Annotated in this window: 22 protein-coding genes and 2 tRNA genes; 12 read left to right on the top strand and 12 right to left on the bottom strand. The window is 57.5% G+C overall.

What is annotated here, in order from left to right; translation table 11 throughout:
* Positions 1-39: 39 nt before the first annotated feature.
* Positions 40-126 (bottom strand) — tRNA-Leu (locus tag AWM79_RS19570).
* A gap of 211 nt (positions 127-337) precedes the next feature.
* Positions 338-424, bottom strand: a tRNA-Leu gene (locus AWM79_RS19565).
* 224 nt (positions 425-648) lie between these two features.
* Between AWM79_RS19565 and rnr the strand changes: the two genes are divergently transcribed.
* From rnr to dnaB, 7 genes are all read left to right on the top strand, one after another.
* Positions 649-3,255 carry a ribonuclease R gene (gene rnr, locus AWM79_RS19560; protein ID WP_060783580.1) on the top strand — a complete coding sequence of 869 codons (2,607 nt, stop codon included), beginning with the start codon at positions 649-651 and terminating at the stop codon, positions 3,253-3,255.
* Positions 3,252-4,013, top strand: coding sequence for a 23S rRNA (guanosine(2251)-2'-O)-methyltransferase RlmB (gene rlmB, locus AWM79_RS19555; RefSeq protein WP_060783579.1), 762 nt, complete (start codon positions 3,252-3,254; stop codon positions 4,011-4,013). Before rnr ends, rlmB begins: the two co-directional genes overlap by 4 nt.
* A gap of 250 nt (positions 4,014-4,263) precedes the next feature.
* Entirely contained in the window at positions 4,264-4,686 is a 423-nt protein-coding gene (gene rpsF / locus AWM79_RS19550) for a 30S ribosomal protein S6 (protein WP_060783578.1), read from the top strand.
* Between the two features lie 28 nt (positions 4,687-4,714).
* On the top strand, positions 4,715-4,945 hold the full coding sequence (gene rpsR / locus AWM79_RS19545) for a 30S ribosomal protein S18 (protein WP_002551829.1): 231 nt from the start codon (positions 4,715-4,717) through the stop codon (positions 4,943-4,945).
* A 36-nt stretch (positions 4,946-4,981) separates the two neighbouring features.
* Entirely contained in the window at positions 4,982-5,872 is an 891-nt protein-coding gene (locus tag AWM79_RS19540) for a YybS family protein (protein WP_017133318.1), read from the top strand.
* A 19-nt stretch (positions 5,873-5,891) separates the two neighbouring features.
* Entirely contained in the window at positions 5,892-6,338 is a 447-nt protein-coding gene (gene rplI / locus AWM79_RS19535; protein ID WP_017133317.1) for a 50S ribosomal protein L9, read from the top strand.
* Between the two features lie 115 nt (positions 6,339-6,453).
* The gene (gene dnaB, locus AWM79_RS19530) at positions 6,454-7,851 is read left to right on the top strand and encodes a replicative DNA helicase (protein ID WP_017125058.1); all 1,398 of its coding nucleotides are present in this window, start codon (positions 6,454-6,456) and stop codon (positions 7,849-7,851) included.
* Between the two features lie 60 nt (positions 7,852-7,911).
* On the opposite strand, the gene AWM79_RS19525 is transcribed toward dnaB, so the two are convergent.
* Entirely contained in the window at positions 7,912-11,571 is a 3,660-nt protein-coding gene (locus tag AWM79_RS19525) for a dermonecrotic toxin domain-containing protein (protein WP_156430132.1), read from the bottom strand.
* 176 nt (positions 11,572-11,747) lie between these two features.
* Here AWM79_RS19525 and AWM79_RS19520 point away from each other — a divergent pair, with 176 nt between their 5' ends.
* Positions 11,748-14,045 carry a YgiQ family radical SAM protein gene (locus AWM79_RS19520; RefSeq protein ID WP_060784020.1) on the top strand — a complete coding sequence of 766 codons (2,298 nt, stop codon included), beginning with the start codon at positions 11,748-11,750 and terminating at the stop codon, positions 14,043-14,045.
* A 124-nt stretch (positions 14,046-14,169) separates the two neighbouring features.
* Here AWM79_RS19520 and AWM79_RS19515 read toward each other — a convergent pair whose 3' ends face one another.
* From AWM79_RS19515 to AWM79_RS19505, 3 genes are read right to left on the bottom strand one after another with little or no spacing between them, the layout of a single operon-like run.
* Positions 14,170-15,081, bottom strand: coding sequence for a hypothetical protein (locus AWM79_RS19515; protein ID WP_060783576.1), 912 nt, complete (start codon positions 15,079-15,081; stop codon positions 14,170-14,172).
* Positions 15,078-15,530: a hypothetical protein gene (locus AWM79_RS19510; RefSeq protein ID WP_060783575.1), complete on the bottom strand. Its 453-nt coding sequence runs from the start codon at positions 15,528-15,530 to the stop codon at positions 15,078-15,080. Before AWM79_RS19510 ends, AWM79_RS19515 begins: the two co-directional genes overlap by 4 nt.
* Positions 15,530-16,441, bottom strand: a complete 912-nt coding sequence (locus tag AWM79_RS19505; protein ID WP_060783574.1) for an Ssp4 family T6SS effector — start codon at positions 16,439-16,441, stop codon at positions 15,530-15,532. Before AWM79_RS19505 ends, AWM79_RS19510 begins: the two co-directional genes overlap by 1 nt.
* A gap of 190 nt (positions 16,442-16,631) precedes the next feature.
* On the opposite strand from AWM79_RS19505, the gene AWM79_RS19500 reads away from it, so the two are divergent.
* Positions 16,632-17,120 carry an Hcp family type VI secretion system effector gene (locus AWM79_RS19500; protein WP_060783573.1) on the top strand — a complete coding sequence of 163 codons (489 nt, stop codon included), beginning with the start codon at positions 16,632-16,634 and terminating at the stop codon, positions 17,118-17,120.
* A gap of 132 nt (positions 17,121-17,252) precedes the next feature.
* Complete coding sequence (locus AWM79_RS19495) at positions 17,253-17,846, top strand: hypothetical protein (protein WP_060783572.1); 594 nt, start codon at positions 17,253-17,255, stop codon at positions 17,844-17,846.
* Between the two features lie 1,480 nt (positions 17,847-19,326).
* On the opposite strand, the gene AWM79_RS25330 is transcribed toward AWM79_RS19495, so the two are convergent.
* Positions 19,327-19,500, bottom strand: coding sequence for a hypothetical protein (locus tag AWM79_RS25330; protein WP_167375436.1), 174 nt, complete (start codon positions 19,498-19,500; stop codon positions 19,327-19,329).
* A gap of 504 nt (positions 19,501-20,004) precedes the next feature.
* Here AWM79_RS25330 and azu point away from each other — a divergent pair.
* Positions 20,005-20,448: an azurin gene (gene azu, locus AWM79_RS19485; RefSeq protein ID WP_060783570.1), complete on the top strand. Its 444-nt coding sequence runs from the start codon at positions 20,005-20,007 to the stop codon at positions 20,446-20,448.
* A 36-nt stretch (positions 20,449-20,484) separates the two neighbouring features.
* Here the strand turns inward: azu and AWM79_RS24560 are convergent, their stop codons facing one another.
* The 5 genes from AWM79_RS24560 to AWM79_RS19460 form a co-directional block, all read right to left on the bottom strand.
* Positions 20,485-20,721: a hypothetical protein gene (locus AWM79_RS24560; RefSeq protein ID WP_244159576.1), complete on the bottom strand. Its 237-nt coding sequence runs from the start codon at positions 20,719-20,721 to the stop codon at positions 20,485-20,487.
* Positions 20,722-20,770: 49 nt separating this feature from the next.
* Positions 20,771-21,793 carry a DUF1338 domain-containing protein gene (locus tag AWM79_RS19475; RefSeq protein ID WP_060783568.1) on the bottom strand — a complete coding sequence of 341 codons (1,023 nt, stop codon included), beginning with the start codon at positions 21,791-21,793 and terminating at the stop codon, positions 20,771-20,773.
* A 178-nt stretch (positions 21,794-21,971) separates the two neighbouring features.
* A complete protein-coding gene (gene nadE / locus AWM79_RS19470; RefSeq protein WP_060783567.1) occupies positions 21,972-22,799 on the bottom strand; it encodes an ammonia-dependent NAD(+) synthetase in 828 nt (275 codons plus the stop codon).
* Between the two features lie 36 nt (positions 22,800-22,835).
* Positions 22,836-24,035: a nicotinate phosphoribosyltransferase gene (gene pncB, locus AWM79_RS19465; protein ID WP_060783566.1), complete on the bottom strand. Its 1,200-nt coding sequence runs from the start codon at positions 24,033-24,035 to the stop codon at positions 22,836-22,838.
* Between the two features lie 122 nt (positions 24,036-24,157).
* Positions 24,158-25,063 carry a LysR substrate-binding domain-containing protein gene (locus tag AWM79_RS19460; RefSeq protein WP_060783565.1) on the bottom strand — a complete coding sequence of 302 codons (906 nt, stop codon included), beginning with the start codon at positions 25,061-25,063 and terminating at the stop codon, positions 24,158-24,160.
* Between the two features lie 162 nt (positions 25,064-25,225).
* Between AWM79_RS19460 and amaB the strand changes: the two genes are divergently transcribed.
* The gene (gene amaB / locus AWM79_RS19455; RefSeq protein ID WP_060783564.1) at positions 25,226-26,716 is read left to right on the top strand and encodes an L-piperidine-6-carboxylate dehydrogenase; all 1,491 of its coding nucleotides are present in this window, start codon (positions 25,226-25,228) and stop codon (positions 26,714-26,716) included.
* The last annotated feature ends 20 nt before the right edge of the window (positions 26,717-26,736 follow it).

Raw genomic sequence — 26,736 nt, 5'->3', positions numbered from 1 at the left:
GGGTTTCTGGAAAACCTCAGAATCTCTGAAGCCTTGAATTGGTGCCCAGAAGAAGACTCGAACTTCCACGACCTTGCGGTCACCAGCACCTGAAGCTGGCGTGTCTACCAATTTCACCATCTGGGCAGCATCTTCAGCGTTGCAGCCGTTGACGTGGCGAACTATACGGAGGCTGTTTTGATCTGTAAACCCCTGTTTTGCTTTTAATAAATCAAATATCAGGAGGGCGGGCGTCGGTTGCGGCGCGCTGGCGGGGCGAGGAAATCATGGGGCTAGAAACGCAAAAACCCGCTTTCGCGGGTTTCTGGAAGACTTCAGAATCTCTGAAGTCTCGAATTGGTGCCCAGAAGAAGACTCGAACTTCCACGACCTTGCGGTCACCAGCACCTGAAGCTGGCGTGTCTACCAATTTCACCATCTGGGCAGTCTCTACAACGTCTCCGTCGCAGATGGCGCGCACTATACGGAGGCACTCGTGTACTGTAAACCCCTGTGATTGAAAAAGTAAAAGAAATATCGCGAACGGTCCGCGGCGATGCCTGAAGCCACCGAGAAAGGGGTTTTCAGGTGTCATCCGTGCCTGAAATTTCCCGTTTTAATACGCGTATGCCAAACTAACCCGCATATAGACAAGGTGAAATTTATCTAATGGCCGATTGGCAGTCCCTCGATCCCGAGGCCGCTCGTGAAGCGGAAAAATATGAAAACCCTATCCCTAGCCGTGAGCTGATCCTGGCGCACCTCAGCGAGCGCGGCTCGCCGGCGAGTCGCGAACAGTTGGTGGAAGAGTTCGGTCTGACCACCGAAGACCAGTTGGAGGCCCTGCGCCGCCGCCTTCGTGCCATGGAGCGCGATGCCCAACTGATTTACACCCGCCGCGGTACCTACGCGCCAGTGGACAAGCTTGACCTGATCCTTGGTCGTATCGCCGGCCATCGTGACGGTTTCGGCTTTCTGATCCCCGACGACGGCAGCGACGATCTGTTCATGAGTCCGGCGCAGATGCGTCTGGTGTTCGATGGCGATCGTGCCCTGGCGCGGGTTTCCGGTTTGGATCGGCGTGGTCGGCGCGAAGGGGTGATTGTCGAAGTGGTGTCCCGTGCCCACGAGACCATCGTTGGCCGTTACTTCGAAGAGGGCGGTATCGGTTTTGTCGTGGCCGACAATCCGAAAATCCAGCAGGAAGTGCTGGTTACGCCGGGGCGCAATGCCGATGCCCGTGTCGGGCAGTTCGTCGAGGTGAAGATCACCCACTGGCCGACACCGCGCTTCCAACCCCAGGGCGACGTGGTCGAAGTCGTGGGCAACTACATGGCTCCCGGCATGGAAATCGATGTGGCCCTGCGCACCTACGATATTCCCCATGTCTGGCCCGAAGCCGTGCTCAAAGAAGCGGGCAAGCTCAAGCCGGTTGTCGAGGAGAAAGACAAGGAGAAGCGCGTCGACCTGCGCCATCTGCCGTTCGTCACCATCGACGGCGAAGATGCCCGCGACTTCGATGATGCGGTCTATTGCGAAGCGATCCCCGGCAAGCTGCGCCTGTTCTCCGGTGGCTGGAAGCTGTACGTGGCGATTGCCGACGTTTCCAGCTACGTGAAGATCGGCTCGGCGCTGGATGCCGAGGCCCAGGTTCGCGGCAACTCGGTCTATTTCCCGGAGCGCGTGGTGCCGATGCTGCCGGAAGAACTGTCCAACGGCCTGTGTTCGCTGAACCCGCATGTCGATCGCCTGGCCATGGTCTGTGAAATGACGATGTCGAAAAAGGGCGAGATGACCGACTATGTGTTCTACGAGGCGGTGATCCACTCCCATGCCCGCCTGACCTACAACAAGGTCAGCTCGATCCTGGAACAGCCGAAAACCACTGAGGCGAGGAAGCTGCGCGGCGAGTATTCGCAAGTGATCCCGGACCTCAAGCAGTTGTACGCGCTGTACAAAGTGCTACTGGCGGCTCGCCATACCCGTGGCGCGATCGATTTCGAAACCCAGGAAACCCGGATCATCTTCGGCTCCGAGCGCAAGATCGCCGAAATCCGTCCGACCACCCGCAACGACGCCCACAAGTTGATCGAGGAGTGCATGCTGGCGGCTAACGTGGCTACCGCCGAGTTCCTCAAGAAACACGAAATTCCGGCCCTGTACCGGGTGCATGATGGTCCTCCGCCGGAGCGCCTGGAGAAACTGCGAGCATTCCTTGGTGAGCTGGGCCTGTCCCTGCATAAGGGCAAGGACGGTCCGTCGCCGAAGGATTACCAGGCTTTACTGGCCAGTATCCAGAGCCGTCCGGATTTCCATCTGATCCAGACCGTCATGCTGCGCTCCTTGAGCCAGGCGGTGTATAGCGCCGATAATCAGGGCCACTTCGGCCTGAATTACCAGGCCTACACCCACTTCACCTCACCGATCCGTCGCTATCCCGACCTGCTGACGCATCGCGCGATCCGCAGTGTGATCCATTCCAAGCAGAACACCCCGCATGTGCGGCGTGCAGGCGCGATGACGATTCCGAAGGCGCGGATCTATCCCTACGACGAGGCAATCCTGGAGCAGTTGGGCGAACAATGCTCAATGAGCGAGCGGCGTGCCGACGAGGCGACCCGCGACGTAGTGAACTGGCTCAAGTGCGAGTTCATGAAAGATCGCGTGGGCGAGTCGTTCCCCGGCGTGGTCACTGCCGTGACCGGTTTTGGCCTGTTCGTCGAGTTGACCGATATCTACGTCGAGGGTCTGGTACATGTCACCGCCTTGCCGGGTGATTATTACCACTTCGACCCTGTGCATCACCGTCTGGCGGGCGAGCGCAGCGGACGCAGCTTCCGTCTCGGCGATACGGTGGAAGTGAAGGTCATGCGCGTCGATCTCGACGAACGTAAGATCGACTTCGAAATGGCCGAGAAAACCCTCAGCGCGCCTATCGGTCGCAAGAAGCGGGTTGCCGAAACCGGCGCTCCGGTCGCCGTTGAAAAAACTGCCGAGCCGGTCAAGACCGGGCGCCGCACGGCCGCCGAGAAGAAGTCGAGCGAAGTCTATCGCCCAAGCGATGCCGCTGCGAAAAACGCTGAAGTGCGCAAGAGTCGCGAGATGAAGCAGGCGCTGCTGGCTGAAGCGAAAAGCGGTGGCAAGGCCAAGGCCGATGGCAAGCCCGGTCGTGGTACTACCTCGGAGAAGCCGAGCAAGCATCGTAAAGGTCCACCCAAGGCGGGCAGCGGTCCGGCGAAAAGTGGCGGGCCCCGTAAACCTAAGGCCAAGTCATGAGTCAGTTGGAAAAAATCTACGGCGTGCATGCCGTGGAGGCGTTGTTGCGTCATCACCCCAAGCGCGTCAAGCAGATCTGGCTGGCTGAAGGTCGTAGCGACCCACGGGTCCAGGGCTTATTGCAGCTTGCCAGTGAAAACAAGGTATCCGTTGGCCAAGCCGAGCGTCGCGAGATGGATGCCTGGGTCGAGGGGGTGCACCAGGGTGTGGTGGCGGAAGTCAGTCCGAGCCAGGTCTGGGGCGAAGCCATGCTCGACGAGTTGCTTGATCGCACCGAGGGCGCGCCGTTGATCCTGGTGCTGGATGGCGTGACCGACCCGCACAACCTCGGCGCCTGCCTGCGTACCGCCGATGCGGCGGGTGCGCTGGCGGTGGTGGTGCCCAAGGATAAGTCGGCGACCTTGACGCCGGCCGTGCGCAAAGTCGCCTGTGGCGCGGCGGAAGTGATTCCGCTGGTGGCGGTGACCAACCTGGCGCGTACCCTGGAGAAACTCCAACAGCGCGGCCTGTGGGTGGTCGGTACGGCCGGTGAAGCCGAGCAGGAGCTGTATCAGCAGGATCTGACCGGCCCGACGATCCTGATCATGGGCGCCGAAGGCAAGGGCATGCGCCGTCTGACTCGCGAGCACTGCGACTACCTGGTGAAGCTCCCGATGGCTGGTAGCGTCAGTAGCCTGAACGTCTCCGTGGCCACTGGCGTTTGCCTGTTCGAGGCCATGCGCCAGCGCAGCGTCAAGGCTGCCACCAAAAAGGCTTGACCCGGGAAGCCGATCTCTGTGATGGACTGCCCCTGTGGCTCGCTCGCCATAGGGGTTGTCTGCATAAAGTCGATGGGCTGCTCAAATAATCGCCAATTACCTTGCGCCGCTGCCGCCCGTTCTCTACAATTGCGCCCCTTGCCGTGATGGCTGGCGCATTTGTGCCTGTTCGAAGGCAAGACACACCCGTGTCATTCACTCCTTGTCTGACCGCTTTTAAGTGGCAGGCTACAACCCGTAAGGAGCATTCATGCGTCATTACGAAATTATCTTTTTGGTCCACCCGGATCAAAGCGAGCAAGTCGGCGGCATGGTTGAGCGTTACACCAAGCTGATCGAAGAAGACGGCGGCAAAATCCACCGTCTGGAAGATTGGGGTCGTCGTCAACTGGCCTACGCAATCAACAATGTTCACAAAGCTCACTACGTGATGCTGAACGTTGAATGCACCGGCAAGGCCCTGGCCGAGCTGGAAGACAACTTCCGCTACAACGATGCTGTGATTCGTAACCTGGTCATCCGTCGCGAAGAGGCCGTTACCGGCCAATCCGAGATGCTCAAGGCTGAAGAAAACCGCAGTGAGCGCCGTGAGCGTCGCGACCGTCCTGAGCACGCCGACGCCGAAGGCGTTGAGGGTGATGACAGCGACAACAGCGATAACGCTGACGAGTAATCCACGGACCTTTTGAGGAGCCTATTACATGGCACGTTTCTTCCGTCGTCGTAAATTCTGCCGCTTCACCGCTGAAGACGTGAAAGAGATCGATTACAAAGATCTCAACACCCTGAAAGCCTACGTATCCGAAACCGGCAAAATCGTTCCGAGCCGTATCACCGGTACCAAAGCTCGTTATCAGCGTCAGCTGGCTACCGCTATCAAGCGCGCCCGCTTCCTGGCCCTGCTGGCCTACACCGACAGCCACGGCCGCTGAGACCGGGCCGTCGACAAGTAGTAAGGGATTGAATGTATGCGTGCCTTAGCTGACTTCATCATGCGGGGACGCGTGCAGGCCACGTTAGTAGTGGCCGGATCTGCGGCATTGCCGCTGTTGTTCTGGTTGAGTGCCGCCGCCGGATGCCTTGTGCTCCTGCGGCGTGGTTCGGATGCCTTGAGCGTCCTGGGTATTGGGTTGCTGTCAGTGTTGTTGAGCTGGCATTTCCTGAAAGATCCGACGGCCCTTTTGGTGCTGTTCGGGGCTTGCAGCCTGGCGTTGGTTTTGCGCGCCGGGCATACCTGGAACCGTGTGCTGCTATGCAGCATGGCCGTGGGATTGTTGTGTGCGGTGAGCCTGGGAACGGTGTTCAGTTCCTTCATCGAGTCACTGGCACGGACGTTCGAACACGTCCTGCCGCTGGCGATGGGTGAGGTCTACGAGAAATTCTCGGCAGACCAGAAGGCGTTTCTCACTGCCCTGATCGTTCCGCTGATGATCGTTTCGACAGCCATTTCGTTGCAGGTCTTTAGCGTGCTGTGCCTGATTCTTGGGCGCTATTGGCAGGCGTTGTTGTATAACCCCGGTGGTTTCGGGCGCGAGTTTCGCGCTATCCGACTGCCCAAGAGCGTGGCGTTGTCGCTGCTGGCCGTCATGTGTGTCGCTCCGTTTTTTGGGTTACATGCACTGATTTTGTTGCCGTTGTGCGGCGTGCCGCTGATCTTCGCCGGGCTGGCCCTGATTCATGGGTTGGTGGCGCAGAAACGACTGACCACTTTCTGGTTGGTGGGAATATACGTGACGTTGTTGCCTTTCATGCACTTGCTCGGTCCGTTGCTCGTGGTCCTGGCCATTGTCGACAGCCTGATTGATTTTCGCGGTCGTCTCGCGTCGAAAGACGCCGATAACGCGAACGGTGAAGGTTAAAAGTTAAGAGGATTTCCACATGCAACTGATCCTTCTGGAAAAAATCGCCAACCTGGGCAACCTGGGCGATAAGGTAAATGTTAAGGCTGGTTACGGTCGTAACTACCTGCTGCCTTTCGGCAAAGCCACCGCTGCGACTGCTGCCAACCTGGCTGCGTTCGAGGAGCGTCGTGCCGAGCTGGAAAAAGCCGCGGCGGACAAGAAAGCTTCGGCTCAATCGCGCGCCGCTCAACTGGCTGAACTGGAAGTGACCATCACTGCCACCGCCGGTGACGAAGGCAAGCTGTTCGGTTCGATCGGCACCCACGACATCGCCGATGCCCTGACCGCCTCTGGCGTTGAAGTGGCAAAAAGCGAAGTGCGCCTGCCGAACGGTACCATTCGCAACGTGGGCGAATTCGACGTGGCCGTGCACCTGCACGCCGAAGTCGAAGCAACCGTCCGCGTTGTTGTGGTGGCTGCTTAAGCGGCACTCAATCGTCTGGCGGCTTGCCCGCCAGGCGGTTAACATCGGGCACGACTCTGTTCATTCAGGTCGTGCCCTTTGTTTTTCTGCACTCACCATCTGATTTCAAGTGGCCATGAACGATATCTCCGCTCCCGAGCAATATGATCTGCAAACCGCCGCCCTGAAGGTGCCGCCGCATTCCATCGAGGCCGAACAGGCCGTGCTCGGTGGCCTGATGCTGGACAACAATGCCTGGGAACGTGTACTTGACCAGGTTTCGGATGGCGATTTCTATCGACATGACCACCGCCTGATTTTCCGTGCGATCGCCCGACTGGCCGATCAGAACATGCCGATCGACGTTGTGACCCTGGCCGAGCAATTGGACAAGGAAGGCCAGACCTCGCAGGTCGGTGGCCTGGGCTACCTTGGCGAACTGGCGAAAAACACCCCGTCGGTCGCCAACATCAAGGCCTACGCCGCAATCGTGCGCGAGCGTGCGACCCTGCGCCAATTGATCGGTATCAGCACGGAGATCGCCGACAGCGCCTTCAATCCCGAAGGCCGCACTGCCGCCGAGATCCTCGACGAGGCCGAGCGGCAGATCTTCCAGATCGCCGAAGCGCGTCCGAAGACCGGTGGCCCGGTGAGTGTCAACGACCTGCTGACCAAGGCCATCGACCGCATCGATACGCTGTTCAACACCGACAACGCCATCACCGGGCTGTCCACCGGCTATACCGACCTGGACGAGAAGACCAGCGGCCTGCAACCGGCGGACCTGATCATCGTCGCCGGCCGTCCGTCGATGGGCAAGACCACCTTTGCCATGAACCTGGTGGAAAACGCCGTGTTGCGCAGCGACAAAGCGGTGCTGGTGTACTCCCTTGAGATGCCCGGCGAGTCGTTGATCATGCGTATGCTTTCCTCGCTGGGGCGGATCGACCAGACCAAGGTTCGTGCCGGACGCTTGGAAGACGATGATTGGCCGCGCCTGACCTCGGCGGTCAACCTGCTCAATGATCGCAAGTTGTTCATCGACGATACCGCCGGCATCAGTCCCTCGGAAATGCGGGCGCGGACCCGACGCCTGGTACGCGAGCACGGCGATATCGCCCTGATCATGATCGACTATCTGCAACTGATGCAGATTCCCGGTTCCAGCGGCGATAACCGGACCAACGAAATTTCCGAGATTTCCCGCTCCCTCAAGGCCCTGGCCAAAGAGTTCAACTGCCCGGTGGTGGCCCTTTCCCAGCTCAACCGTTCCCTGGAGCAACGACCAAACAAGCGTCCGGTGAACTCCGACTTGCGCGAATCCGGAGCGATCGAGCAGGACGCCGACGTGATCATGTTCGTGTACCGCGATGAGGTCTATCACCCGGAAACCGAGCACAAGGGCATCGCCGAGATCATTATCGGCAAGCAGCGGAACGGGCCGATCGGCTTTATCCGGCTGGCCTTTATCGGCAAGTACACGCGCTTCGAAAATCTGGCACCGGGTAGCTATAACTTCGACGATGACGAGTAAAGGTTCCACGCCTCAATGGCTTGGCGCTAAAGTCTCCAGTATCTGAATCTGTCGCCGGTTCTAAAGGTCCGTCTCGGGCTCGGCGAATGTGCTACGAATCCCCTCTTCGGTATAACCGTAATTCCAACGCAATTCTTCATCGGCGGGAATGTCCCGAGTGGTGAAGAAAGCGCTGAGGAGGTACGATTCCAAACGATCCTTTGCAATCTCGACATCGACGGGAAATAGTGCTCCCTCGTATTCAAAAATGGAATTGATCCGCGAAATAATATTGTCTCCTGTCAGCACCAGCCGGTCCCATTTCGGCCTGCCGGTCGGAGGGTCGGGCAAGATATCGATCACAAACGGATCCTTGCGGGCACTGCTGACGTGAAACGGGATGAAGTTACCGCCATAGACTCCGATGGCTTCCCCGGCCTTCAAGGGCTTTCTGGCAACAACCATGGCTTGACCGATCATGCTTTGTTCCTGGGGAAACTTGGCATCTTCGGCGGTGAACGCCCGCACCAGTAGCTTCTCCTCGTAGAGCTTGGCGACCCCTTCATGGTTATCCCATCTCAAGTACGGCAGGATGTCCTGGGCCTGGTAATGTAGCCCCGATCCTGTGGGGTCACTCGTTCTCTGGATTCTCTTGATGCGCAACGGCCTGCCCAGCAGGTCCCGCAAGGGATAGCGACCATTGTTCACTCGGTCATATTCGCCCATTCTGTTGGGCTGGTGCTGATAGGATTTGATGGCTTTCATACGCTGTAGGTCTTCGTCAGTGAAGGGCTCGGGCTCAACGTATTCAAGTGCCGTCACCATGTTCGACTCACTTTCCGGCAGCTCGATCTTGCTCTGTACCGGGCCTGGAGCGCCGCCTTTCAAGCCGATGGCGGGGTTGATTTCCCAATGCCCGTCCCTCAGCCGCACCACCGGGCGATAACAGCGGAAAGGATTGCGAGCGTCGATCAGCTTCCAGCCGAAATCTGAAGACTCGACCTGAAAATAGCGCCCTCCCTCTTGGATGTAGTGTCGTGAAAAGGTGTCCTGATAGAGGCCTTCGCTTACGGGAGTGAGCTCGCTCGGTGGTGTTGCCAGCGCGAAGTGAGTGTCCAGTGCGTGGCCAGTCTGGTAAGGCCGCGAGGGTGGGGGGGCGGGAATTCGACGCATGACTGCCGGCGAGGTACTCAGTTGCCTGATTTTGTGAATCAACGCTTGTTTGAGGGCGCTGTTTCGATTGGGGCCTCTAAAGCCCAGATTGTCCAGCTCGGTTTCGGGGAGAGCTTGCCCGATGGCCGAATAAAGGTCGGTCGGTGCGAAGATTTGCAGGCTGTCGGTATCGTAGACCCGATAGCGTGAGCCTTCGCGCAGCAGGCGCTTGACGCTTGCAGCGGCGTGGTTCCCGACGGTGGCGGTGGGAGGTTCAGTTGGCGTGGCCGAATACGGTTCCAGGCGAACGTCGCCCGACCAGCCTGGCAGCGCTTCAAGTGTCTGCAGCACTAACTGGTCCGAGGCCGGATTGAATGTCGTGCGCAGATAAAGGCCTTCATGGACCCGGGCGGTGTCCACGTCCTGCATGAACAGCTCGGCTTCGTCTTTCAGGTAGGGCGGCAGGCTTTTCTGGCCCTGGATCTGCAGGGCCTCAGCAGGGTTGATGGATTTTGCCATAGCTTGGACATAGCTTTTGGGCAGGTCTGGAAAGTCCCGGCGGATCTGCTCAGGCAAGGGGCCTTCGACCTGTTCGCTCTGTTGATAAAGCTCCTCGAAGCGTTTCGATGCGGTTTTCCCGATGGTCCCGGAAGGAGTAGCACCGTCGTTGACGGGGGGGCTGGCATGCAGTTGTTGATGTTGGATTTGCCTGTCGAACTGGAAGCGTTTCAGCGTATCGAGCAATTGTGCCGGCGGCGATTGGTTATCACGATGAAGTTCAAGCAGCAGATTCGAATCGCTGGCGCTGGCGTGTAGGATCGGAGCCAGGTCTTCGGTGGGAGTGTCGGCGGCAATCGGTCCCAAGCGCCGGAGCCGTTTCAGTTCGCTCCAGTCCTGTGGGTTTTCGTGCAGGGTACGCCAGGCGCCGCTGCCGTTTTGCAGTAAAGGTGGTGAGTACGCCCAGGGGTCGTCGGGATGTCGAATGGACCACCCGGACGAGCTGCTATCAGGACCCACCTCATAGAGATGCCCGTCCAGAGACAGATAGTGCTTGCCTTGATAGTCGTACAGGCCCTGCTCATCGGGGAGCAGCGCTTCAGGCAGTTCAAAAGATTGGCGATAGGGCGCCAGGTCCGATTTCCACAAGCTAAACCGAGTGGGTGAGAGCTTCACGCGAATCAGTGAGTTGACGAAGCCGGCGGCCTTGATGGCGCCCGCGCTTGCCCCCATCAGGGCGACCTGTTCGGCGACGTCCATCAGGTAGTTAAGCGCTTCAACCTTATCATCGCGTCTCCAGGCCTCGAATCCCTGGTAGACCCCCTGGAGCAACTGTGCCCCCGTGAAGATCAGCAGAATGTCGCCTACTACGGGGATGAACGACGCGGCGAGGGTCAATGCCCCCAGGCCGGCGTTTTCGTACACCTGTAGCTGGCGTTGACGGGCTTGGCTGTCGATATCCGCCGTGGGCACGACGACCTCCCGCCCGTGCCGTTCGCTCTGTTGTACGCGCCGGTCGCGAAGGCTCTGGAATACGTCGCCGCTGATGGGTTGCAGCGCCAGCCAAAGTGGCGGGGGCAGTGGAATCGGGCCAGACGGTGGTCTCCATTTTTGCCGCATGGCTTGTCTGATCAACTGATTGAGCAATTGTCCCCGATCACTGATCGGTAGGAATCGCGAAAAGAAGCGCTGGTAGCTGCGTGATAACAGCCTGTGGATTAACTCGTCTTCGAAATCCTCGAGTGAGTCGTAGCGTGCCAAGGGGGCGATAGGATCCTGCGGTATGTAGACGATGCACGGATGCGTTCCATCGTTGGCGTCCAAGCCGATAACCAACACCTCACTGACATCCAGATCGAGGAATTCGAGCAACGAGCAGGGTTGAGTATTGCGCCTGACGACATAACGGGCATTCAGTACGTCGAGCAATACTCGGTAGCAGTCCGTCGAGATCTTTTTTTGCAGGATAGCCATGTGTATCGCCACGGCAAAGGCGTCCTTGTAGCTTTTGATCAGGAGGTCTTGAGTGCTGCTTTCGATATCGTCATCGGCTGGGTCGGCTACCCTGAGAACGGACCGAAGGTGAGCCTGATAAAGTCCACCGAAGTCAAGACGGCGGCAGACCAGAGCGAACTCCTCGGGTTTGATCCGGGTTTTGCTGTTTCGATCTCCAGCGGTCAGGTAAATCCCTGAGCCCGCGCCGTAGATGTCGATGCCGGTGAGCGCTTCTTCGAAGTTGCGCAGGCTGGCGGACAAAAGTGTTTGTTCGGTGGTTTGGCCCTGAACCGAGATCAATCCGAAGAAATAGTCGTTTTTGCGCACGTGAACGAAGGTCGCCCGCTCGACATCGAGGGTGAGTCGGAAATTGACGGCGATGACCTGTTCCAGCAGTGGCTTGACGAAGTGCGCGGGCGATAGCAGTTTTGCCATCATCTGCTGGACCTCATGCTGGGAATTGAAACTGGCCAGCAGGTTCTGGCGCAAGGCGCTGCGTTGCTCGCGGGAGGCATCGAGCAGCCATGCCGGCAAATGTTCTTTGATCACGTGGAAATGAGTCTGTGCGTCGGGGAGCGGGAGAGAGGATGGAGTCATGACGGAGGCCTTGCCGGTTCGTTGAGGCATCAGCTAACGCCAAGACGCCTGTGCGATGGCGCTAGATAGTTGTCGGCCCGCACTCGGGGGTGGGTGCAGGTAAAACCGTCAGGCTTGATCAAAATTTGTGCTATATTCCGCGCCCGCGAATTTTCATCTCGACACCGGTCATCGCCATGCAAGCAGCCAAGCCGTTATTTGACTATCCCAAGTACTGGGCCGAATGTTTCGGGCCAGCGCCCTTTCTGCCCATGAGTCGGGAAGAGATGGATCAGCTTGGCTGGGATTCCTGCGACATCATCATCGTCACCGGTGACGCCTACGTTGACCATCCGTCCTTCGGCATGGCGATCATCGGTCGGCTGCTGGAGTCCCAGGGGTTTCGCGTGGGGATCATTGCCCAGCCGAACTGGCAGTCCAAGGATGACTTCATGAAGCTCGGCGAGCCGAACCTGTTCTTCGGAGTCGCGGCCGGCAACATGGACTCGATGATCAACCGCTACACCGCCGACAAGAAAATTCGCTCCGACGATGCCTATACGCCGGGCGGCCTGGCCGGCAAGCGTCCGGATCGCGCCAGCCTGGTCTATAGCCAGCGCTGTAAGGAGGCCTACAAGCATGTGCCGATCGTGCTCGGCGGTATCGAGGCTTCGTTGCGTCGGATCGCCCACTACGATTACTGGCAGGACCGTGTGCGCAACTCGATCCTGATCGACGCCTGCGCCGACATCCTGCTTTATGGCAACGCCGAGCGGGCGATTGTCGAAGTGGCCCAGCGCCTGTCCTACGGCCACAAGATCGAAGACATCACCGATGTGCGCGGCACCGCGTTCATTCGTCGCGACACGCCGCAAGGCTGGTACGAAATCGACTCCACGCGCATCGACCGTCCAGGCAAGATCGACAAGATCATCAACCCCTACGTCAATACCCAGGACACCCAGGCTTGTGCGATCGAGCAGGAAAAAGGGCCGGTGGAGGATCCGCAGGAAGCCAAGGTGGTGCAAATCCTCGCCAGCCCGAAGATGACCCGCGACAAGACCGTGATCCGTTTGCCGTCAGTGGAAAAGGTCCGCAACGACGCCGTGCTCTATGCCCACGCCAACCGTGTGCTGCACTTGGAAACCAATCCGGGTAACGCCCGTGCGCTGGTGCAAAAGCATGGCGAAGTGGATGTCTGGTTCAACCCGCCACCCATCCCGATGACCACCGAAGAGATGGACTACGTGTTCGGCATGCCGTACCAGCGGGTCCCGCATCCGGTGTATGGCAAGGAAAAGATCCCAGCCTACGACATGATCCGTTTCTCGGTGAACATCATGCGTGGCTGCTTCGGCGGTTGTACTTTCTGCTCGATCACCGAGCACGAAGGACGGATTATCCAGAACCGCTCCGAAGAGTCGATCATTCGCGAGATCGAGGAGATTCGCGACAAAGTCCCAGGTTTTACCGGGGTGATTTCCGACCTCGGCGGCCCGACCGCGAACATGTACCGCATTGCCTGCAAGAGCCCGCAAATCGAATCCGCGTGCCGCAAGCCGTCGTGTGTGTTCCCCGGTATCTGCCCGAACCTGAATACCGATCACTCGTCGCTGATCCAGCTCTATCGCAGCGCCCGTGCGTTGCCAGGGGTGAAAAAGATCCTGATCGCCTCCGGCCTGCGCTATGACCTGGCGGTCGAGTCACCGGAATATGTCAAAGAGCTGGTGACCCATCACGTCGGTGGGTACCTGAAGATCGCCCCGGAACACACCGAGGAAGGTCCGCTCAACCAGATGATGAAGCCGGGCATCGGCAGCTATGACAAGTTCAAGCGCATGTTCGAGAAGTACTCCAAGGAAGCAGGGAAAGAGCAGTACCTGATTCCCTACTTTATCGCCGCCCATCCAGGCACCACCGACGAAGACATGATGAACCTGGCGCTGTGGCTCAAGGGCAACGGTTTTCGCGCCGATCAGGTGCAGGCCTTCTACCCGTCGCCGATGGCCAGTGCCACGGCCATGTACCATTCGGGCAAGAACCCGTTGCGCAAGGTTACCTACAAGAGTGAGGCGGTGACCATCGTCAAGAGCGAAGAGCAGCGCCGGTTGCACAAGGCGTTCCTGCGCTACCACGATCCGAAGGGCTGGCCGATGCTGCGCGAAGCGTTACTGCGCATGGGGCGTGGCGACCTGATCGGGCCGGGCAAGCAGCAGTTGATCCCACTGCACCAGCCGGCGACCGACAGCTACCAGAGCGCCCGCCGGAAGAATTCGACGCCGGCTGGCAGTCACAAGGTGGCGAAAGAAACCACCACCAAGATCCTCACCCAGCACACCGGCTTGCCGCCGCGTGCCAGCGACGGTGGCAATGCTTGGGACAAGCGCGAACAGGCCAAGGCCGCCGCGTTCGCCCGCAACAAGCAAGCCGCCAAGGAGCGAGCCGACGCGGCCAAGGGCAAGAAGCCGGCGCGCAAACCGGTGGTGCCGCGCTGAAATCACGCGGCGCCCAGTGGCTCCTCGATACCCGCCACCAGCCTCCTAAGCCCGGCGCAAGCCGCGCTTAGGAGGCTGGTTGGAAATTTCACGAACATCCCCGCCGTACTTGATGACGCAGCCGTCAGCTTTCCTTTCGTTTCGCGGGACTGAGCAACTGTCTTTCAAGCAGCGTCAGTCGTCGACGGACTCTATCTCTGACCAGCATGACGCTGATTGCCCGACGATATTTTCGGCTGCTGATCACCCACAGGCCCAGCACGCAAACACCCAGGGCAAGTAGTGCTACAAGGGTGTATCGGGTCTCCTGCAGCAGCATGAGATTGATGGAAAAGCTGGCAATTAACGATAGAAACAAAATCCATACCGGCCAAATGTGCCCCCTGAACTGTAAGAAACAACACCATGAGAGCACAAGGACAGTGGCCGCTTGGCCACTGAGAATAAATTCGAGTTCCTGAAGATTAAAAGCAAAAAACTGAGGCAGTAAAAGGGGTATCGCAATAACGAGTGAGAGGATCGCCGATAGGCAGACGAGCCCCAAAACCCAGGTAAACCGGGTGATATAGGGCACGAAGGCCATATATTCCGCTAATTTCAGCTCTACAAGTTGCTCGGTTTTTCGTTGCCGTGCCCTGGTGAGGGCCGCGCATGCGGCCATGGCCCGGCTAAAACGCCGGCTGCCCAATAAACCGAGTCCCAGTGCGCCGCCGAGCAGGCTAAATAGGCCGAGCCAGCGATTGCCCTCAAGAAAACCAGTAAAAACTGCTATTACCAGGCCGTTCAGGCCGGTAAAGGTAATCAATAGCTTCTTCGTCTCGACGGTGATAAAGCAGCTGCCGAGAAAGATGACCACGCTCAATAAAACAGAGAGGCGATTGATATCGCGCCATCCCAACGTAGAAAATTTTTCCAGGAATGCTTGAGTCACCAGAACGCCGCATATCCAGGCAATGACTAAGGTGGAAAACGTGGTGATAATGACAGGAAGAAATCTTAAAGCATGGCGGGTTCTTAAAAGTATAAATACATTCATGATTTTGCATGCCCTGCGCAGCGCTGGTGATGGCGCCATAGACGCAACTTTACGACATCCCGTCTCATTGCACGCTGGGATGTGCTATTGAGCAACAGCAACCCCAGAAGAGGCGTGACCAGGCCGAGTATATAAAGAACAGGCGGAGCGCCGTACAGCAGTGTTGGCAAGTTCAGTAACAGACAGCTAACCAATACCGCGACTTTAAACCAAACCCAGTGAACATGCCCCCACAGGATCGCGCTTTCGGCAAAAGAAAAGGCCATTACCACGGCGACGCCCCCGAGAACGACAACCGTGGATTGCACTCCAACAGGGGCTGATGGCAAGTAGGTCAGCATCAGCAGCAGTGCGGTGAATACGATGGAGAAGCACCCCAGTATCACTCCAGCTCCCCCCGTAAAGCTGTAGCGCGAAAGAGCGAGCAGTGGATTGAACTCTTGTCTCATTATCTCGCCTCTTCATATAGGCCAATAGCCAAGGCATTCACATTTCCTGAAAAAGCACTCCCGGAAAAGCTTAGAGTAGCGGCGACAGAGTCTTTGATATGAATCATTGTTGATTGATTGATAGCATTCTCTGAAAAACTTTTTGGTAGTTCTTTGGTCGCTTGCTTCAGTTTTATAAGTTTCCGAGTTAAGCTAGGATTTTTGATCGCCAGTACATCCTTTGTCAACTTTGCCCGCTCCTGGCGACTCATGCCTTTCAATACTTGACGGAAATTTTTGTTGATTGCCAATTTTATAATTTCCGTCACTCTCAAAGTTGTATATCCCGAAGCCCCTGCTCCTAACAAAGAAATATCATCGAGAGCCGCCACCATCCCTTGATACCATTCCTTGCTATCGAGTCGGTCGTTAAGCTTTGGGTTCACTAACTCTATAGCCACTCTGGTACCTCCGATGAGACATTGAGCGGAACTGGCGCTAGCAGCGGAAAGGCCGATAAAAGCAATGATTGAACTGGCACCTGAAGTGAATGGAATCAACACACTCCCAGCTCTCACCACCACCCAACTGAGATATGCTGCCGAGCAGGCTAATCCCATGCTTACCAGCTCCGCGACTAAACGCGACTCTCGCGGCTGCGTCTCCAGCGCCCGCGCAAACTCCAACGGCGCCATGTACCTGGGAGCCTCACGCAATATCACCTTTTTCGGCACAATGCTGCAAATCACCTGGAACTCGCGCAACGTTACTACCGTGAAATCGCTTTCGATGTACACCACGCCAGCGCCCGCTATCGCCGGGTCCGCATCGATAGCGCGAAATAGGCGTGGCAGATCGACTTTGCCCTCTACGCGCTGCCGAGCGTTGCTGTGCGCCCCGGGAACACCGCTTTTCAATAATTCGGAAATCATCCCATCATTCCCTGACCTGTTATGACGGTCTGGGAGCATAAGCAGTCCAATCAGCGGAAAATGTAGGACTTGCGAGTTAATGAGGTGGGCACATTCCCTTTCGCTGTTCCGCGCCTTGATCCCGACAGCCCCCTGCGAAGACAGTACCTGCCAACGCCAGTTCGGCGTGGATCAACGACACGGAGTGTGTATGGCAACCGATATGTTTTTGAAGCTGGGCGATATCAAAGGTGAGTCCAAAGACCAGCAACACCGGGACGAGATCGAAATCCAATCGATTCAATGGGGCATGAACCAGTCCGGCTCCATGCACACGGGCAGCGGTGGCGGTTCCGGCAAGGTCAGTATCAACAACTTGTCCTTCAGTAAATCCATGGACAAGTCATCCCCCAATCTGATGGCGGCGTGCTCCAGTGGCAAGCACTTTCCCGAAGCGAGGCTCACCGTGCGCAAGGCCGGCGGCACCAGCCCGGTGGAATACCTGGTGATTACCCTCAAAGAAGTGATGGTGGCGTCCTATGGGACCAATGGCAATCAGGGTGGGGATATTTTGCATGAGGATATAGCGCTGAACTTCGCCAAGGTCGAAGTCAGCTACCAGCCGCAGAAAGCCGATGGTGGCAAGGATGGCGGGGTCATCAAGTATGGCTGGAATATTCGTGAGAACGTGAAGATTTGAACGAATCGCCCATTTTTTTCCTCGACAGTGAGCACCATCTGCCAGTCAAGCCAGTACTGATGATGTGCTTTAGTCATTTTTGTTTTTTGAAAAACATATGCAGTACTTTTTTATCAAGGAGCGAAAGTCACCATGCAGCAAAACCCTTATGCAACACCCGTTGCTGAACTGTCTGAGAGTCATGCCGAAACGCCCAGTTTTTTTGTTGTTTCCTGCTCGAAGCTCATCATCATGAATATGGGGACACTGGGTTATTATAGTTTTTATTGTTACTATAAAAACTGGAAAAACTACAAGCAGGCCTCGGGTGCTGCTATCTATCCGTTAGCTCGGGCTTTTTTTTCGATAATCTACATTTTTCCGTTGCTTTCCCTGATTCATGCGAAGTTGAAAAGCCAAGGTGATAAGCCACTGTGCCCGCCTTACTTGCTGGCATCGCTGATAATCGTATTGGGTTTTTCCGAGATGCTGTCTGAGTGGCTATTTAGCATGCCGTTCAGCACGGCGATGAGGTACGGCGTAATAGGCGCTCAGATCGGCTGGCTTATCTTCGTACAGCGAATGATCAATCGGGCTGAAGGCGATCCCGAAGGTAAAGGCAATTCTCGCCTGACACCGCTGAACTATTTTGGGGTCTGTGTTGGCCTGACCCTGTGGGTGCTGATAATTTACGCGATCACTGTATTACTGATGAACGGTGAGCTGCCATTCGGCATCAGATTGTAGGGCGGGTTTAGGAGCCGTGGTGTTCAATCGCTCGTAACTAACGGCGAGTGAGCGAGGATTGTTCGTGTGGCCGATGATCACATACGACCCTGCGTGGGCTCTACGGGCTGGCGTTGTTGCTCCCCTTGTAAGGGTTGTTGTTTCTCAACAGCCAAGGCCAGCGGGACATGCGCGGAAAACTGGTACAAGTCCGCCATCAACGCCAGCGCCTGCGCCGCTCCTTGTCGAGCGGCGATAGGGTGCTCAAACGGAGGCTTCCAACTCCGAGCACGCGCTGCCGGTCAAGCCCGTAAGCCTCGTTCTTTTTCAAGGTGGGTGTCAGATCAAGTCGAGACTTTTACAAAAATATGAGGTTAAAGGGATGAATGTGTTGTCCATGTTGTCAGCTGGTGACAAATGTCGGTTTTTACCTATATTGATTCTCTTACTTCTGATCGCTATCCTCTCGTGGCTCAGCAGTGCTTTTCTGATCCAGGATTTTGCCAGTCGAGTGCTATTTCTAGGCAAGTATAATTCTATTCTAATAAGCTTGGTTTTAAGTATTTTATTGGTTTTTTTCGCATGCCTGGCTAGTCGAATATTGATGGGGCGTGTCGTGTTGTTTTTTATCCTGCAATGTTTATTGCCGGCTACCATCTTGACCTTTATCGGCGGCAATCGGCTGCTCTGCTCCTTGACTATATTTCTGGGGGTTCTCGGATTATTTGTAATGGGTCGACGACGTTGTTTGCAAGCTATTCATGTTTTGGGCGCGTCCAATCACCAGCCTGATTCGATTATCCTCTCGTTGAGATTGAATCACTATATGTGGTGGCAGCCGTATGCGGCGCGGTACGGGTTGATTCACATAGGTGTATTGATGTTTGCAACATTTTCATTGACAATGACTGGCTTGGCGTTGATGAACTATTACCTACTTCCATATAGTTATATGCTGTTTACTTGTGTTGGGGCGGTCCTCTTGATGTGCGGGTCCTTCTTTTTCTCGATTCGAGGAAACTTCAAAGGCACTTGGGTATTGTTTTTTATATTGATATTTTGCCTGTTTTCCTGTCTGCCATTGATATTGGAGTTTCGGCACAGGATTTTGGCACTGTTGAGTCTTGTATTTCCAACGGTCGGTTTGTATTGGATGAGTACTCGCCGATACCAGCGAGGCCTCAAGGTTTTGGCGGTAGCTCGACGAGTTCGTCTAAGGCTCGAGGCATTGGAGGCAGCCATTCTTAAAACCTGAGCCTAACCCGCCTTTTTTGTGCGTCCTTGCGCACCACGCCCTCAAACTGGCGCGATTCTGCTGTCGCGCTTGGCTGAGCGAGTACAACCCACGCCGAAGGCGCAGGACTTACCGGATGGCAGTTTGCGCGCTTCGGTTCAAGTCCTGGCTCGCAGCGGGTATGCCGAGTCGATCCATATCGTGTCGCGGGCTTTACCTGACTCTCACAAGGCTGCACACACAAGTCCGGTTCTGACAGGGACGACCTCAAGCGTCCGGTGCCTGCTCTTTTTCTTCGCTATCTTCAACGGTGGTGCTTTCTGCTTCGGGGTTCAGCAACGCGTCGGCCTCGGCTTTCTTGCGTTGCAGTTTTTCCTCTTTCTTCTGTTCCTTGGCCAGGTCTCGTTGACGTTTGGCGAAGGAGTAATTGGGTTTGGCCATGGGCGATCCTCTGGGGTCGAAGGTGAGGTTGAGCGGCGCATATTCTGCCTGTGTTCGTCACGCAGCACACGTAACAATGACACGGGCGTCAGCAGGCTCAGTCTCCAGAGTAAAGGTTGGCCGACCAGGCTCCAAGCTTTAAAGCGCATGTACTGGCGTTTCACAGGTGCCGCAGGCACCACAAGCGTAGGCGGCGAGCAAGCTGTACAGCAGGCTGTTGGAAGGCATGGCAGAGGCTCCGATAGATAACAATGGACTAAGTTCTGTACGAAATGTATCCACGCTCGCCCATGCGGCGTTGAAAGCCGGCTCGGCTCGCAAACATTTGGTACAAGCCCTAATCTTAGGTTCCGTCGGTTCGTCTGGCTGGTTGATTGTATCCATCGAGGCGATAGCCTGGGATTGTATACAATCTATTGAGTCAGATCATGGAAAGCCTGGGTGTTTTTTGCCAGTCTTCCCGTTTGATCCGTTGATTTTCATACCCTGCCTTGGAGATTTATTATGTTCGCCAAATTCGTTGCAGTGTCTTTGTTGACTCTGGTCAGTGGCCAATTGTTGGCTGCGCAGTGCTCGGCCACTGTCGATTCCACCGATCAGATGTCCTTCAATACCAAGGAAATCACGATCGACAAAAGCTGCAAGACATTCACTGTGAACCTGACCCATTCCGGCAGCATGCCGAAGAATGTCATGGGCCATAACCTGGTGTTGAGCAAGACCTCCGACATGGCTGGTATCGCCACCGACGGCATAGCCGCCGGGATCGACAAGAATTATCTGAAAGACGGCGACGACCGTATCATCGCCCACACCAAGATCATCGGCGCTGGCGAGAAGGATTCGGTGAGCTTTGAGGTGTCGAAACTGACCGAGGGCGAATACGGGTTCTTCTGCTCGTTCCCTGGCCATATCTCGATGATGAAAGGCACCGTCACGGTCAAGTAACGGCCTTTGCCGCACCTGATCCCGCGCTGTGCGGGATCAGGATTGATCGCTCCTTCTCAGCTCCAGGCGAATCTTGCTTCCCTCCAGCTCCTGGCGGCTGAATACGCCACCAAGCTGTTTGCGCTTGTAGTCATTGCTAAGCACCTGCCATTGCTCGTCGACGCTGTAGCAATTCAGGGTTTTCTGTGGCTCGACACCTATCGGCGCCTCCTGTTCTTGCCAGTCGCAGAGGCCGCGATAGTGTTTTTCCCCTGACAACGGTAAGCCCGACACGCCCGCGCGCAGGGCGATGGCGCCGCTGCGTTGGATGCAGGCAGTTGCTTCAAGCTTTCGAGGCCGTCATCTTGAAAATGCCCTGGGCGTTGCTGCTGTCGAAGTTCAAGTCGAGCCGGTTGGTTTGCGGATCGATCCGGCGCTGGATAAATTCGACGAAGGAGCCTGGGACTGAATGCTCGCGGTACTGGCCTTGGGCGTCGATCAGTCCGCGGCTGACCGTACAGGCACGGTAGGCCGTCTGCATTACCCGGCCTGAAGCTGAGACTTCGATGCTGTCCTTCATCGGGCGCTGGCGTTGCTGCTGTTGCGCTACGGTGGCCTCCAGGTCGGCGACGCGGTCGGTGAGGTGGTTGAAGCTATTGCCTTCGGTGGCGATCCAGGCCATTTCCGCGCTTTCGGCGAGCAGGACTTGGTAGTCCGCCTGGTGTACCGCGCCGTGTTGCCGGCCAAAGGCCCGGTACAGCGCCGGCAGCAGGACCCGGGCTTCGGCCAGGTGACAATGGCGGGTCAGGCGCAGGCGCTGGAGAATGCTCAGATGTTCAGTCTGTAGCGGATCACGGCTGGAGGCGAGCACACGTGCGACGGCGTTCTGAAAGGTTTCGCTGAAGCGCCCCGGATGCAGTTCGGAGACAAAGAACTGGGCGATATCCTCGGGTAGGTCCATCTGGCGATAGCCCCAGCCAGTCATGCCTAGCCTGGTCAGTGGATAGGTCCGGACATCGGTGAAGCCCAGGGGCTCCAACAGTCGCGAGAAAGCCAGGCGCCCGCGTGGCAACTCACCGTTCTCGCTCCAGTCGACAGTGCGGATTGCTCCGTGGTCGAACACGACCTTGCGCCCGTCTTCGGCTTGTTCTTCCACATAGTCGCGGCCATCGGGCACGGCTTCCACCAGTTTGTGGAACAGGCACAGATTCAGGGCTTCGGCCAACCAGACCCGATGCAGGGCGTCGTCGCTATGGGAAAAGTCATGCAGTGCCAGCGGTACCTCGACATGTTTTTCCAGCCACCGGGCGGCGGGTTGGCCGAGCACGGAAGCGACAAGGGCGAACAGGCCTTCGAAGGAGGACATGGGCGGGACTCAGGCGGCAAAAATAAGTCTCTATGAAACCCTCCCAATGGGAGCCGGGCAAGCGAAAAAAAATGCTGGGTTCATTCCGTTTTGTCGGGTTCAAGCGTGAGCGTGCAAATCCGATGTGGCGAGCGGGCAAGCCTGCTCGCCACCCATGTCCATCCGGCGCCGGGAACCCCTACGGCGCGAACGGCATCTCGCGCTTGTGGTGAGTCTTTTGGTAGGTCCTGCAGATGATATCGAAGGCTTCCTGGCGTACTGCTTCACCGTGCAGGAAGGCGTCGATCTCGGCATAGGTCACGCCATGGGACACTTCATCCGGCTTACCCGGCGACAGGTCTTCGAGATCGGCGGTAGGTATCTTTTCCACCAACGATTCAGGTGCCCCGAAGCTGCGGGCAATCGCTCGGACCTGATTTTTTACCAGACCGCTGAGGGGCGCCAGGTCGCAGGCGCCGTCGCCGAATTTGGTGAAGAAGCCCATCACTGCTTCCGCTGCATGGTCGGTGCCGATGACCAAGCCATTGGCGGCGCCGGCGATGGTGTATTGCGCGACCATGCGCATACGCGCCTTGGTGTTGCCCAGCACGAAATCTCGCGAGACCGCCGCCTTGCCTTCAAAGGCAGCGACTTCGCCGGCCAGCGACTTGACCGCTGGGCCGATGTTTACGGTATGGCGCTCGTCAGGGTCGATGAAGTTCACCGACGCGGTGGCGTCGTGTTCGTCGAACTGGGTTTCATAGGGCAGGCGCACCGCGATAAAACGGTACTGCGCATCGCCAGTGCTCTCACGCAGTTCACGCATGGCGCGCTGGGCCAGCAAGCCGGCGGTCAGGGAGTCGACGCCACCGCTGATACCTAGCACCAGGGTCTTGAGACCCGAGTTGCGTAAGCAATTGTGAATAAAGGCGATGCGCCGGGTCACCTCGGCCTCAAGGGCTGCGTGGTTGGCGAACGGCGGTTGGACCTTGAGCTGTTCCGCAATCTGGCGCTGTACGGCGTGCATGATTCACTCCTCACGTAACATTCAATCGAAAACAGATTAATCGGTCACTTGAAACACGTGGCGCAGGTAAGCAACGAAGTTCGGATCCTTGCACTGGGCCTTGCCCGGCTGATCGGAAATCTTCGCTACGGGCTGGCCGTTGCAGGCAGTCATTTTAAGCACGATGCTCATCGGCTCCACTCCGGGAATGTCACAGGTGAGGTGGGTGCCGATGCCGAAGCTGACATTGATCCGACCGCGCAGGGCGCGGAATATCTCCAGGGCCTTGGGCAGGCTGAGGCTGTCGGAGAACACCAGGGTCTTGGTCATGGGGTCGATGCCCAGTTGGTGATAACGGGCTATGCATTTTTCACTCCAATGCACCGGGTCTCCGGAATCGTGACGCAAGCCGTCGAACAGCTTGGCGAAATACAGGTCGAAATCCCGCAGAAAAGCGTCCGTGGTGATGCAATCGGTCAAGGCGATACCCAGTAGGCCGCGGTACTCGCGGACCCAGCAATCGAGCGCGGCGATCTGGCTGTCGATCAGCCGGGGGCCGAGTTGCTGGTGGGCCATGATCCATTCATGGGCCATGGTGCCTAAGGGTTTCATGGCGAACTCGCGGGCCAGGTGTACGTTGCTGGTGCCGACGAAACGTCCAGGGAAGTCATGTTTGAGCACACTGATGACCTCCTCCTGGACCCGGTAGGAGAAACGTCGGCGGGTGCCAAAGTCGGCGACCGACAGCTCGGCCAGTTCGTCGGCGGCGGCGTTGGCGTTCAGCCAGTCGAATTTGCGATACAACTGCTCGCGGGCCTGGCTCAGCAGGGTTTCCTGATGGCGACAGCGGTTGCGCACCTCACTGACGATCGCCAGTAGCGGCACTTCGAACAGGATCACATGCAGCCAAGGCCCGCGCAGGCGAATGAACAGCTCGCCGTTTTCGATCCCGGTATGCACGTAGCGCAGGTTGAAGCGGAACAGGCCGAGAAAGCGCAGGAAGTCCGGCTTGAGGAAGCTGATGCGCTCCAGGAAGCTCAACTGATCGGCACTCAGGCTCAACTCTGCCAGGCACTCGATCTGATAACGGATTTGCGTCAGGTATGGGCGTAGGTCCTCGCTGTTACGGCAACGAAAATCCCATTCGACTTCGACGTTCGGGTAGTTGTGCAGCACCGCCTGCATCATAGTCAGCTTGTAGAAGTCGGTGTCGAGCAGGTTCTGCACGATGCGATCGCCGAAGGCCTTATCGCTCATAACGAGTATCTCCATGCCAGTTGCCGCTGACGGCGTTCTGGCAGTGTTTAAGTGAATGCTGCTAGTGGCGCATACCCGTGGGCCGTTTTACCAGCAATTTTTGTCGAGATATCGACGAGGGATCAGGTGTGAAGGGGAGGGGCTATTTGCTCCAGCATCCAGCGCACGAAATTTCGCACCTTCGGTACGTCTGCCGAATGCTCTGGGTACGCCAGATAATAGGCGTCGTGGCTGGGCATCGCATGCTGCCAGGGAATGACCAGACTGCCGTCGGCCAGCTCCTCTTCCACCAGGAATCGCGGCAGCAAGGCCACGCCACAGCCGACCTGCGCCGCGCGAATGCACATATAGAAGGTTTCGAAGCGCGGCCCGTGGTAGCTGTGCTCGGTCTGGCAATCCTGGCTTTGGAACCAGTCATGCCAGGCCTGGGGGCGTGAAGCGTTCTGCAGCAGGACCAGGTCACTCAACTGCCTCGGGTCGACGAACGGCTTGTCCGGCAGGCTTGAGGGCGCGCATACCGGCACCAGTTCTTCGCTGAATAGCTTCACGCACTCGGTGCCTGGGCGCGAGCCCGGACCGAAATAGAACGCCAGGTCGCTACGGCCTTGCAGGAGGTCGTCGGCTTCCTGCTCGTTGCACAGGTCCAGGTGAATGTGCGGGTGGCGCAGGCGCCAACCCTTGAGCCGTGGCACTAGCCAGCGAGCGCCGAAGGTCGAAGGCGTGGACACGCGCAGGACTTCGGTTTCGCCGCCGTGGGAGCGCAGGTAATGCGTCGATATTTCCACCTGGGTCAGGATTTTGCGGACTTCAATCAGGTACAGATCGCCCGCTGGCGTCAGTTGCAGGCGCCGTCGAACCCGGCGGAACAGCAGGTGCTGGAGCAACGCCTCAAGCTGCGCGATCTGTTTACTGACGGCGCTCTGGGTTAGGTTCAGCTCTTGTGCCGCACGGGTGAAGCTCAAATGGCGGCAGACGGCCTCGAAACATTGCAGGGCGGTGATCGAGGGCAGGTGTCTTTTATTCAGCATAAACGGGCCTTTTTTCCTGTTGCTTGCGCTGCATGAATAAACGGAATGATATCTCGCCTAAAGGTCGTTTGTTGGCAAGTCTCGGCACCGCTACAACTAGTGGTTCGAAATGCCGCGTTTTTCGGCTGAAGACTTCCGCTTTCCGTTTGAAGGAGTGACCCCATGGTTGCCGCATTGCTTGATCGTCTTGGTGTGGACCCGGCGCTGTACCAGCAGGGCAAGCAGCCCGTGCATTCGCCTATCGACGGCGGTCGCATCGCCTGCGTGAGCTGGGAAGGTCCGGCCGAAGTAGAACAGCAGGTCAGCCGTGCCGAACACGCTTTCGAGGCCTGGCGCAACGTGCCGGCCCCGCGTCGCGGCGAGCTGGTGCGCCAGTTCGGCGAGGTACTGCGTCAATACAAGGCCGAGCTGGGCGAGTTGGTGTCTTGGGAGGCCGGTAAGATTACCCAGGAAGGCCTGGGTGAAGTGCAGGAAATGATCGATATCTGCGACTTCGCAGTCGGTCTGTCGCGCCAGCTCTACGGATTGACCATCGCTTCCGAGCGCCCGGGCCATCATATGCGCGAGTCCTGGCATCCGTTGGGGGTGGTCGGGGTGATCAGTGCCTTCAACTTCCCGGTTGCGGTCTGGGCCTGGAACACTGCGTTGGCGCTGGTTTGCGGCAACGCGGTGATCTGGAAACCGTCGGAAAAGACCCCGTTGACTGCGCTGGCCTGCCAGGCGCTGTTGGCGCGCGTGTTGAAAAACTTCGACGACGCCCCGGAGTATCTCAGCCAGCTCATCATCGGTGGGCGCGATGCTGGCGAAGCGTTGGTCGATGACCCGCGTGTGGCGCTGATCAGCGCCACCGGCAGCACTCGCATGGGGCGCGAGGTGGCCCCGAAGGTCGCCGCCCGTTTTGGTCGCTGCATCCTCGAACTGGGTGGCAACAACGCGATGATCCTCGGTCCGAGCGCCGATCTGGATATGGCGGTGCGCGCCATTTTGTTCAGCGCCGTCGGCACCGCGGGTCAGCGCTGCACCACATTGCGTCGACTGATTGCCCATGAATCGATCAAGGATGAGATCGTCAGCCGTCTCAAGGCGGCGTATTCCAAGATACGCATCGGCCACCCGCTGGAAGGCAACCTGGTCGGTCCGCTGATCGATAAGCACAGCTACGAGGCCATGCAAGATGCCCTTGAGCAGGCCTTGAGCGAGGGCGGTCGGGTATTTGGCGGCAAGCGCCAGTTGGCAGATCAGTTTGCCAATGCCTATTACGTTTCACCGGCTATCGTCGAGATGCCGGAGCAGAGCGAAGTGGTCTGCAGCGAGACCTTCGCACCAATCCTATATGTGATCGGCTACAGCGACTTCGCCGAAGCCCTGCGTCTGAACAATGCGGTGCCACAAGGTCTGTCGTCGTGCATCTTCACCACCGACGTGCGTGAGGCCGAGCAGTTCATGTCGGCGGTGGGCAGCGATTGCGGGATCGCCAACGTCAATATCGGCCCGAGCGGCGCGGAAATCGGTGGGGCGTTCGGCGGTGAGAAGGAAACCGGCGGAGGGCGCGAGTCCGGTTCGGATGCGTGGCGTGGCTACATGCGTCGCCAGACCAATACCGTCAACTACTCGCTGGAGCTGCCGTTGGCCCAGGGCATTACCTTCGACTGACGGAGGAGCAAGACCGGCCC

Source organism: Pseudomonas agarici (assembly GCF_001543125.1).
Classification (GTDB): Bacteria; Pseudomonadota; Gammaproteobacteria; order Pseudomonadales; family Pseudomonadaceae; genus Aquipseudomonas; species Aquipseudomonas agarici.
Note: the sequence above shows the minus strand (reverse complement) of the source record. Positions and strands in the feature narration are given on the sequence as shown.

Bases quoted from the DNA above. Each gene is read 5' to 3' on its own strand.
- rnr (WP_060783580.1), top strand. From the start codon at position 649: ATGGCCGATTGGCAGTCCCTCGATCCCGAGGCCGCTCGTGAAGCGGAA.
- rlmB (WP_060783579.1), top strand. From the start codon at position 3,252: ATGAGTCAGTTGGAAAAAATCTACGGCGTGCATGCCGTGGAGGCGTTG.
- rpsF (WP_060783578.1), top strand. From the start codon at position 4,264: ATGCGTCATTACGAAATTATCTTTTTGGTCCACCCGGATCAAAGCGAG.
- rpsR (WP_002551829.1), top strand. From the start codon at position 4,715: ATGGCACGTTTCTTCCGTCGTCGTAAATTCTGCCGCTTCACCGCTGAA.
- AWM79_RS19540 (WP_017133318.1), top strand. From the start codon at position 4,982: ATGCGTGCCTTAGCTGACTTCATCATGCGGGGACGCGTGCAGGCCACG.
- rplI (WP_017133317.1), top strand. From the start codon at position 5,892: ATGCAACTGATCCTTCTGGAAAAAATCGCCAACCTGGGCAACCTGGGC.
- dnaB (WP_017125058.1), top strand. From the start codon at position 6,454: ATGAACGATATCTCCGCTCCCGAGCAATATGATCTGCAAACCGCCGCC.
- AWM79_RS19525 (WP_156430132.1), bottom strand. From the start codon at position 11,571: ATGACTCCATCCTCTCTCCCGCTCCCCGACGCACAGACTCATTTCCAC.
- AWM79_RS19520 (WP_060784020.1), top strand. From the start codon at position 11,748: ATGCAAGCAGCCAAGCCGTTATTTGACTATCCCAAGTACTGGGCCGAA.
- AWM79_RS19515 (WP_060783576.1), bottom strand. From the start codon at position 15,081: ATGAATGTATTTATACTTTTAAGAACCCGCCATGCTTTAAGATTTCTT.
- AWM79_RS19510 (WP_060783575.1), bottom strand. From the start codon at position 15,530: ATGAGACAAGAGTTCAATCCACTGCTCGCTCTTTCGCGCTACAGCTTT.
- AWM79_RS19505 (WP_060783574.1), bottom strand. From the start codon at position 16,441: ATGATTTCCGAATTATTGAAAAGCGGTGTTCCCGGGGCGCACAGCAAC.
- AWM79_RS19500 (WP_060783573.1), top strand. From the start codon at position 16,632: ATGGCAACCGATATGTTTTTGAAGCTGGGCGATATCAAAGGTGAGTCC.
- AWM79_RS19495 (WP_060783572.1), top strand. From the start codon at position 17,253: ATGCAGCAAAACCCTTATGCAACACCCGTTGCTGAACTGTCTGAGAGT.
- AWM79_RS25330 (WP_167375436.1), bottom strand. From the start codon at position 19,500: ATGGCCAAACCCAATTACTCCTTCGCCAAACGTCAACGAGACCTGGCC.
- azu (WP_060783570.1), top strand. From the start codon at position 20,005: ATGTTCGCCAAATTCGTTGCAGTGTCTTTGTTGACTCTGGTCAGTGGC.
- AWM79_RS19475 (WP_060783568.1), bottom strand. From the start codon at position 21,793: ATGTCCTCCTTCGAAGGCCTGTTCGCCCTTGTCGCTTCCGTGCTCGGC.
- nadE (WP_060783567.1), bottom strand. From the start codon at position 22,799: ATGCACGCCGTACAGCGCCAGATTGCGGAACAGCTCAAGGTCCAACCG.
- pncB (WP_060783566.1), bottom strand. From the start codon at position 24,035: ATGAGCGATAAGGCCTTCGGCGATCGCATCGTGCAGAACCTGCTCGAC.
- AWM79_RS19460 (WP_060783565.1), bottom strand. From the start codon at position 25,063: ATGCTGAATAAAAGACACCTGCCCTCGATCACCGCCCTGCAATGTTTC.
- amaB (WP_060783564.1), top strand. From the start codon at position 25,226: ATGGTTGCCGCATTGCTTGATCGTCTTGGTGTGGACCCGGCGCTGTAC.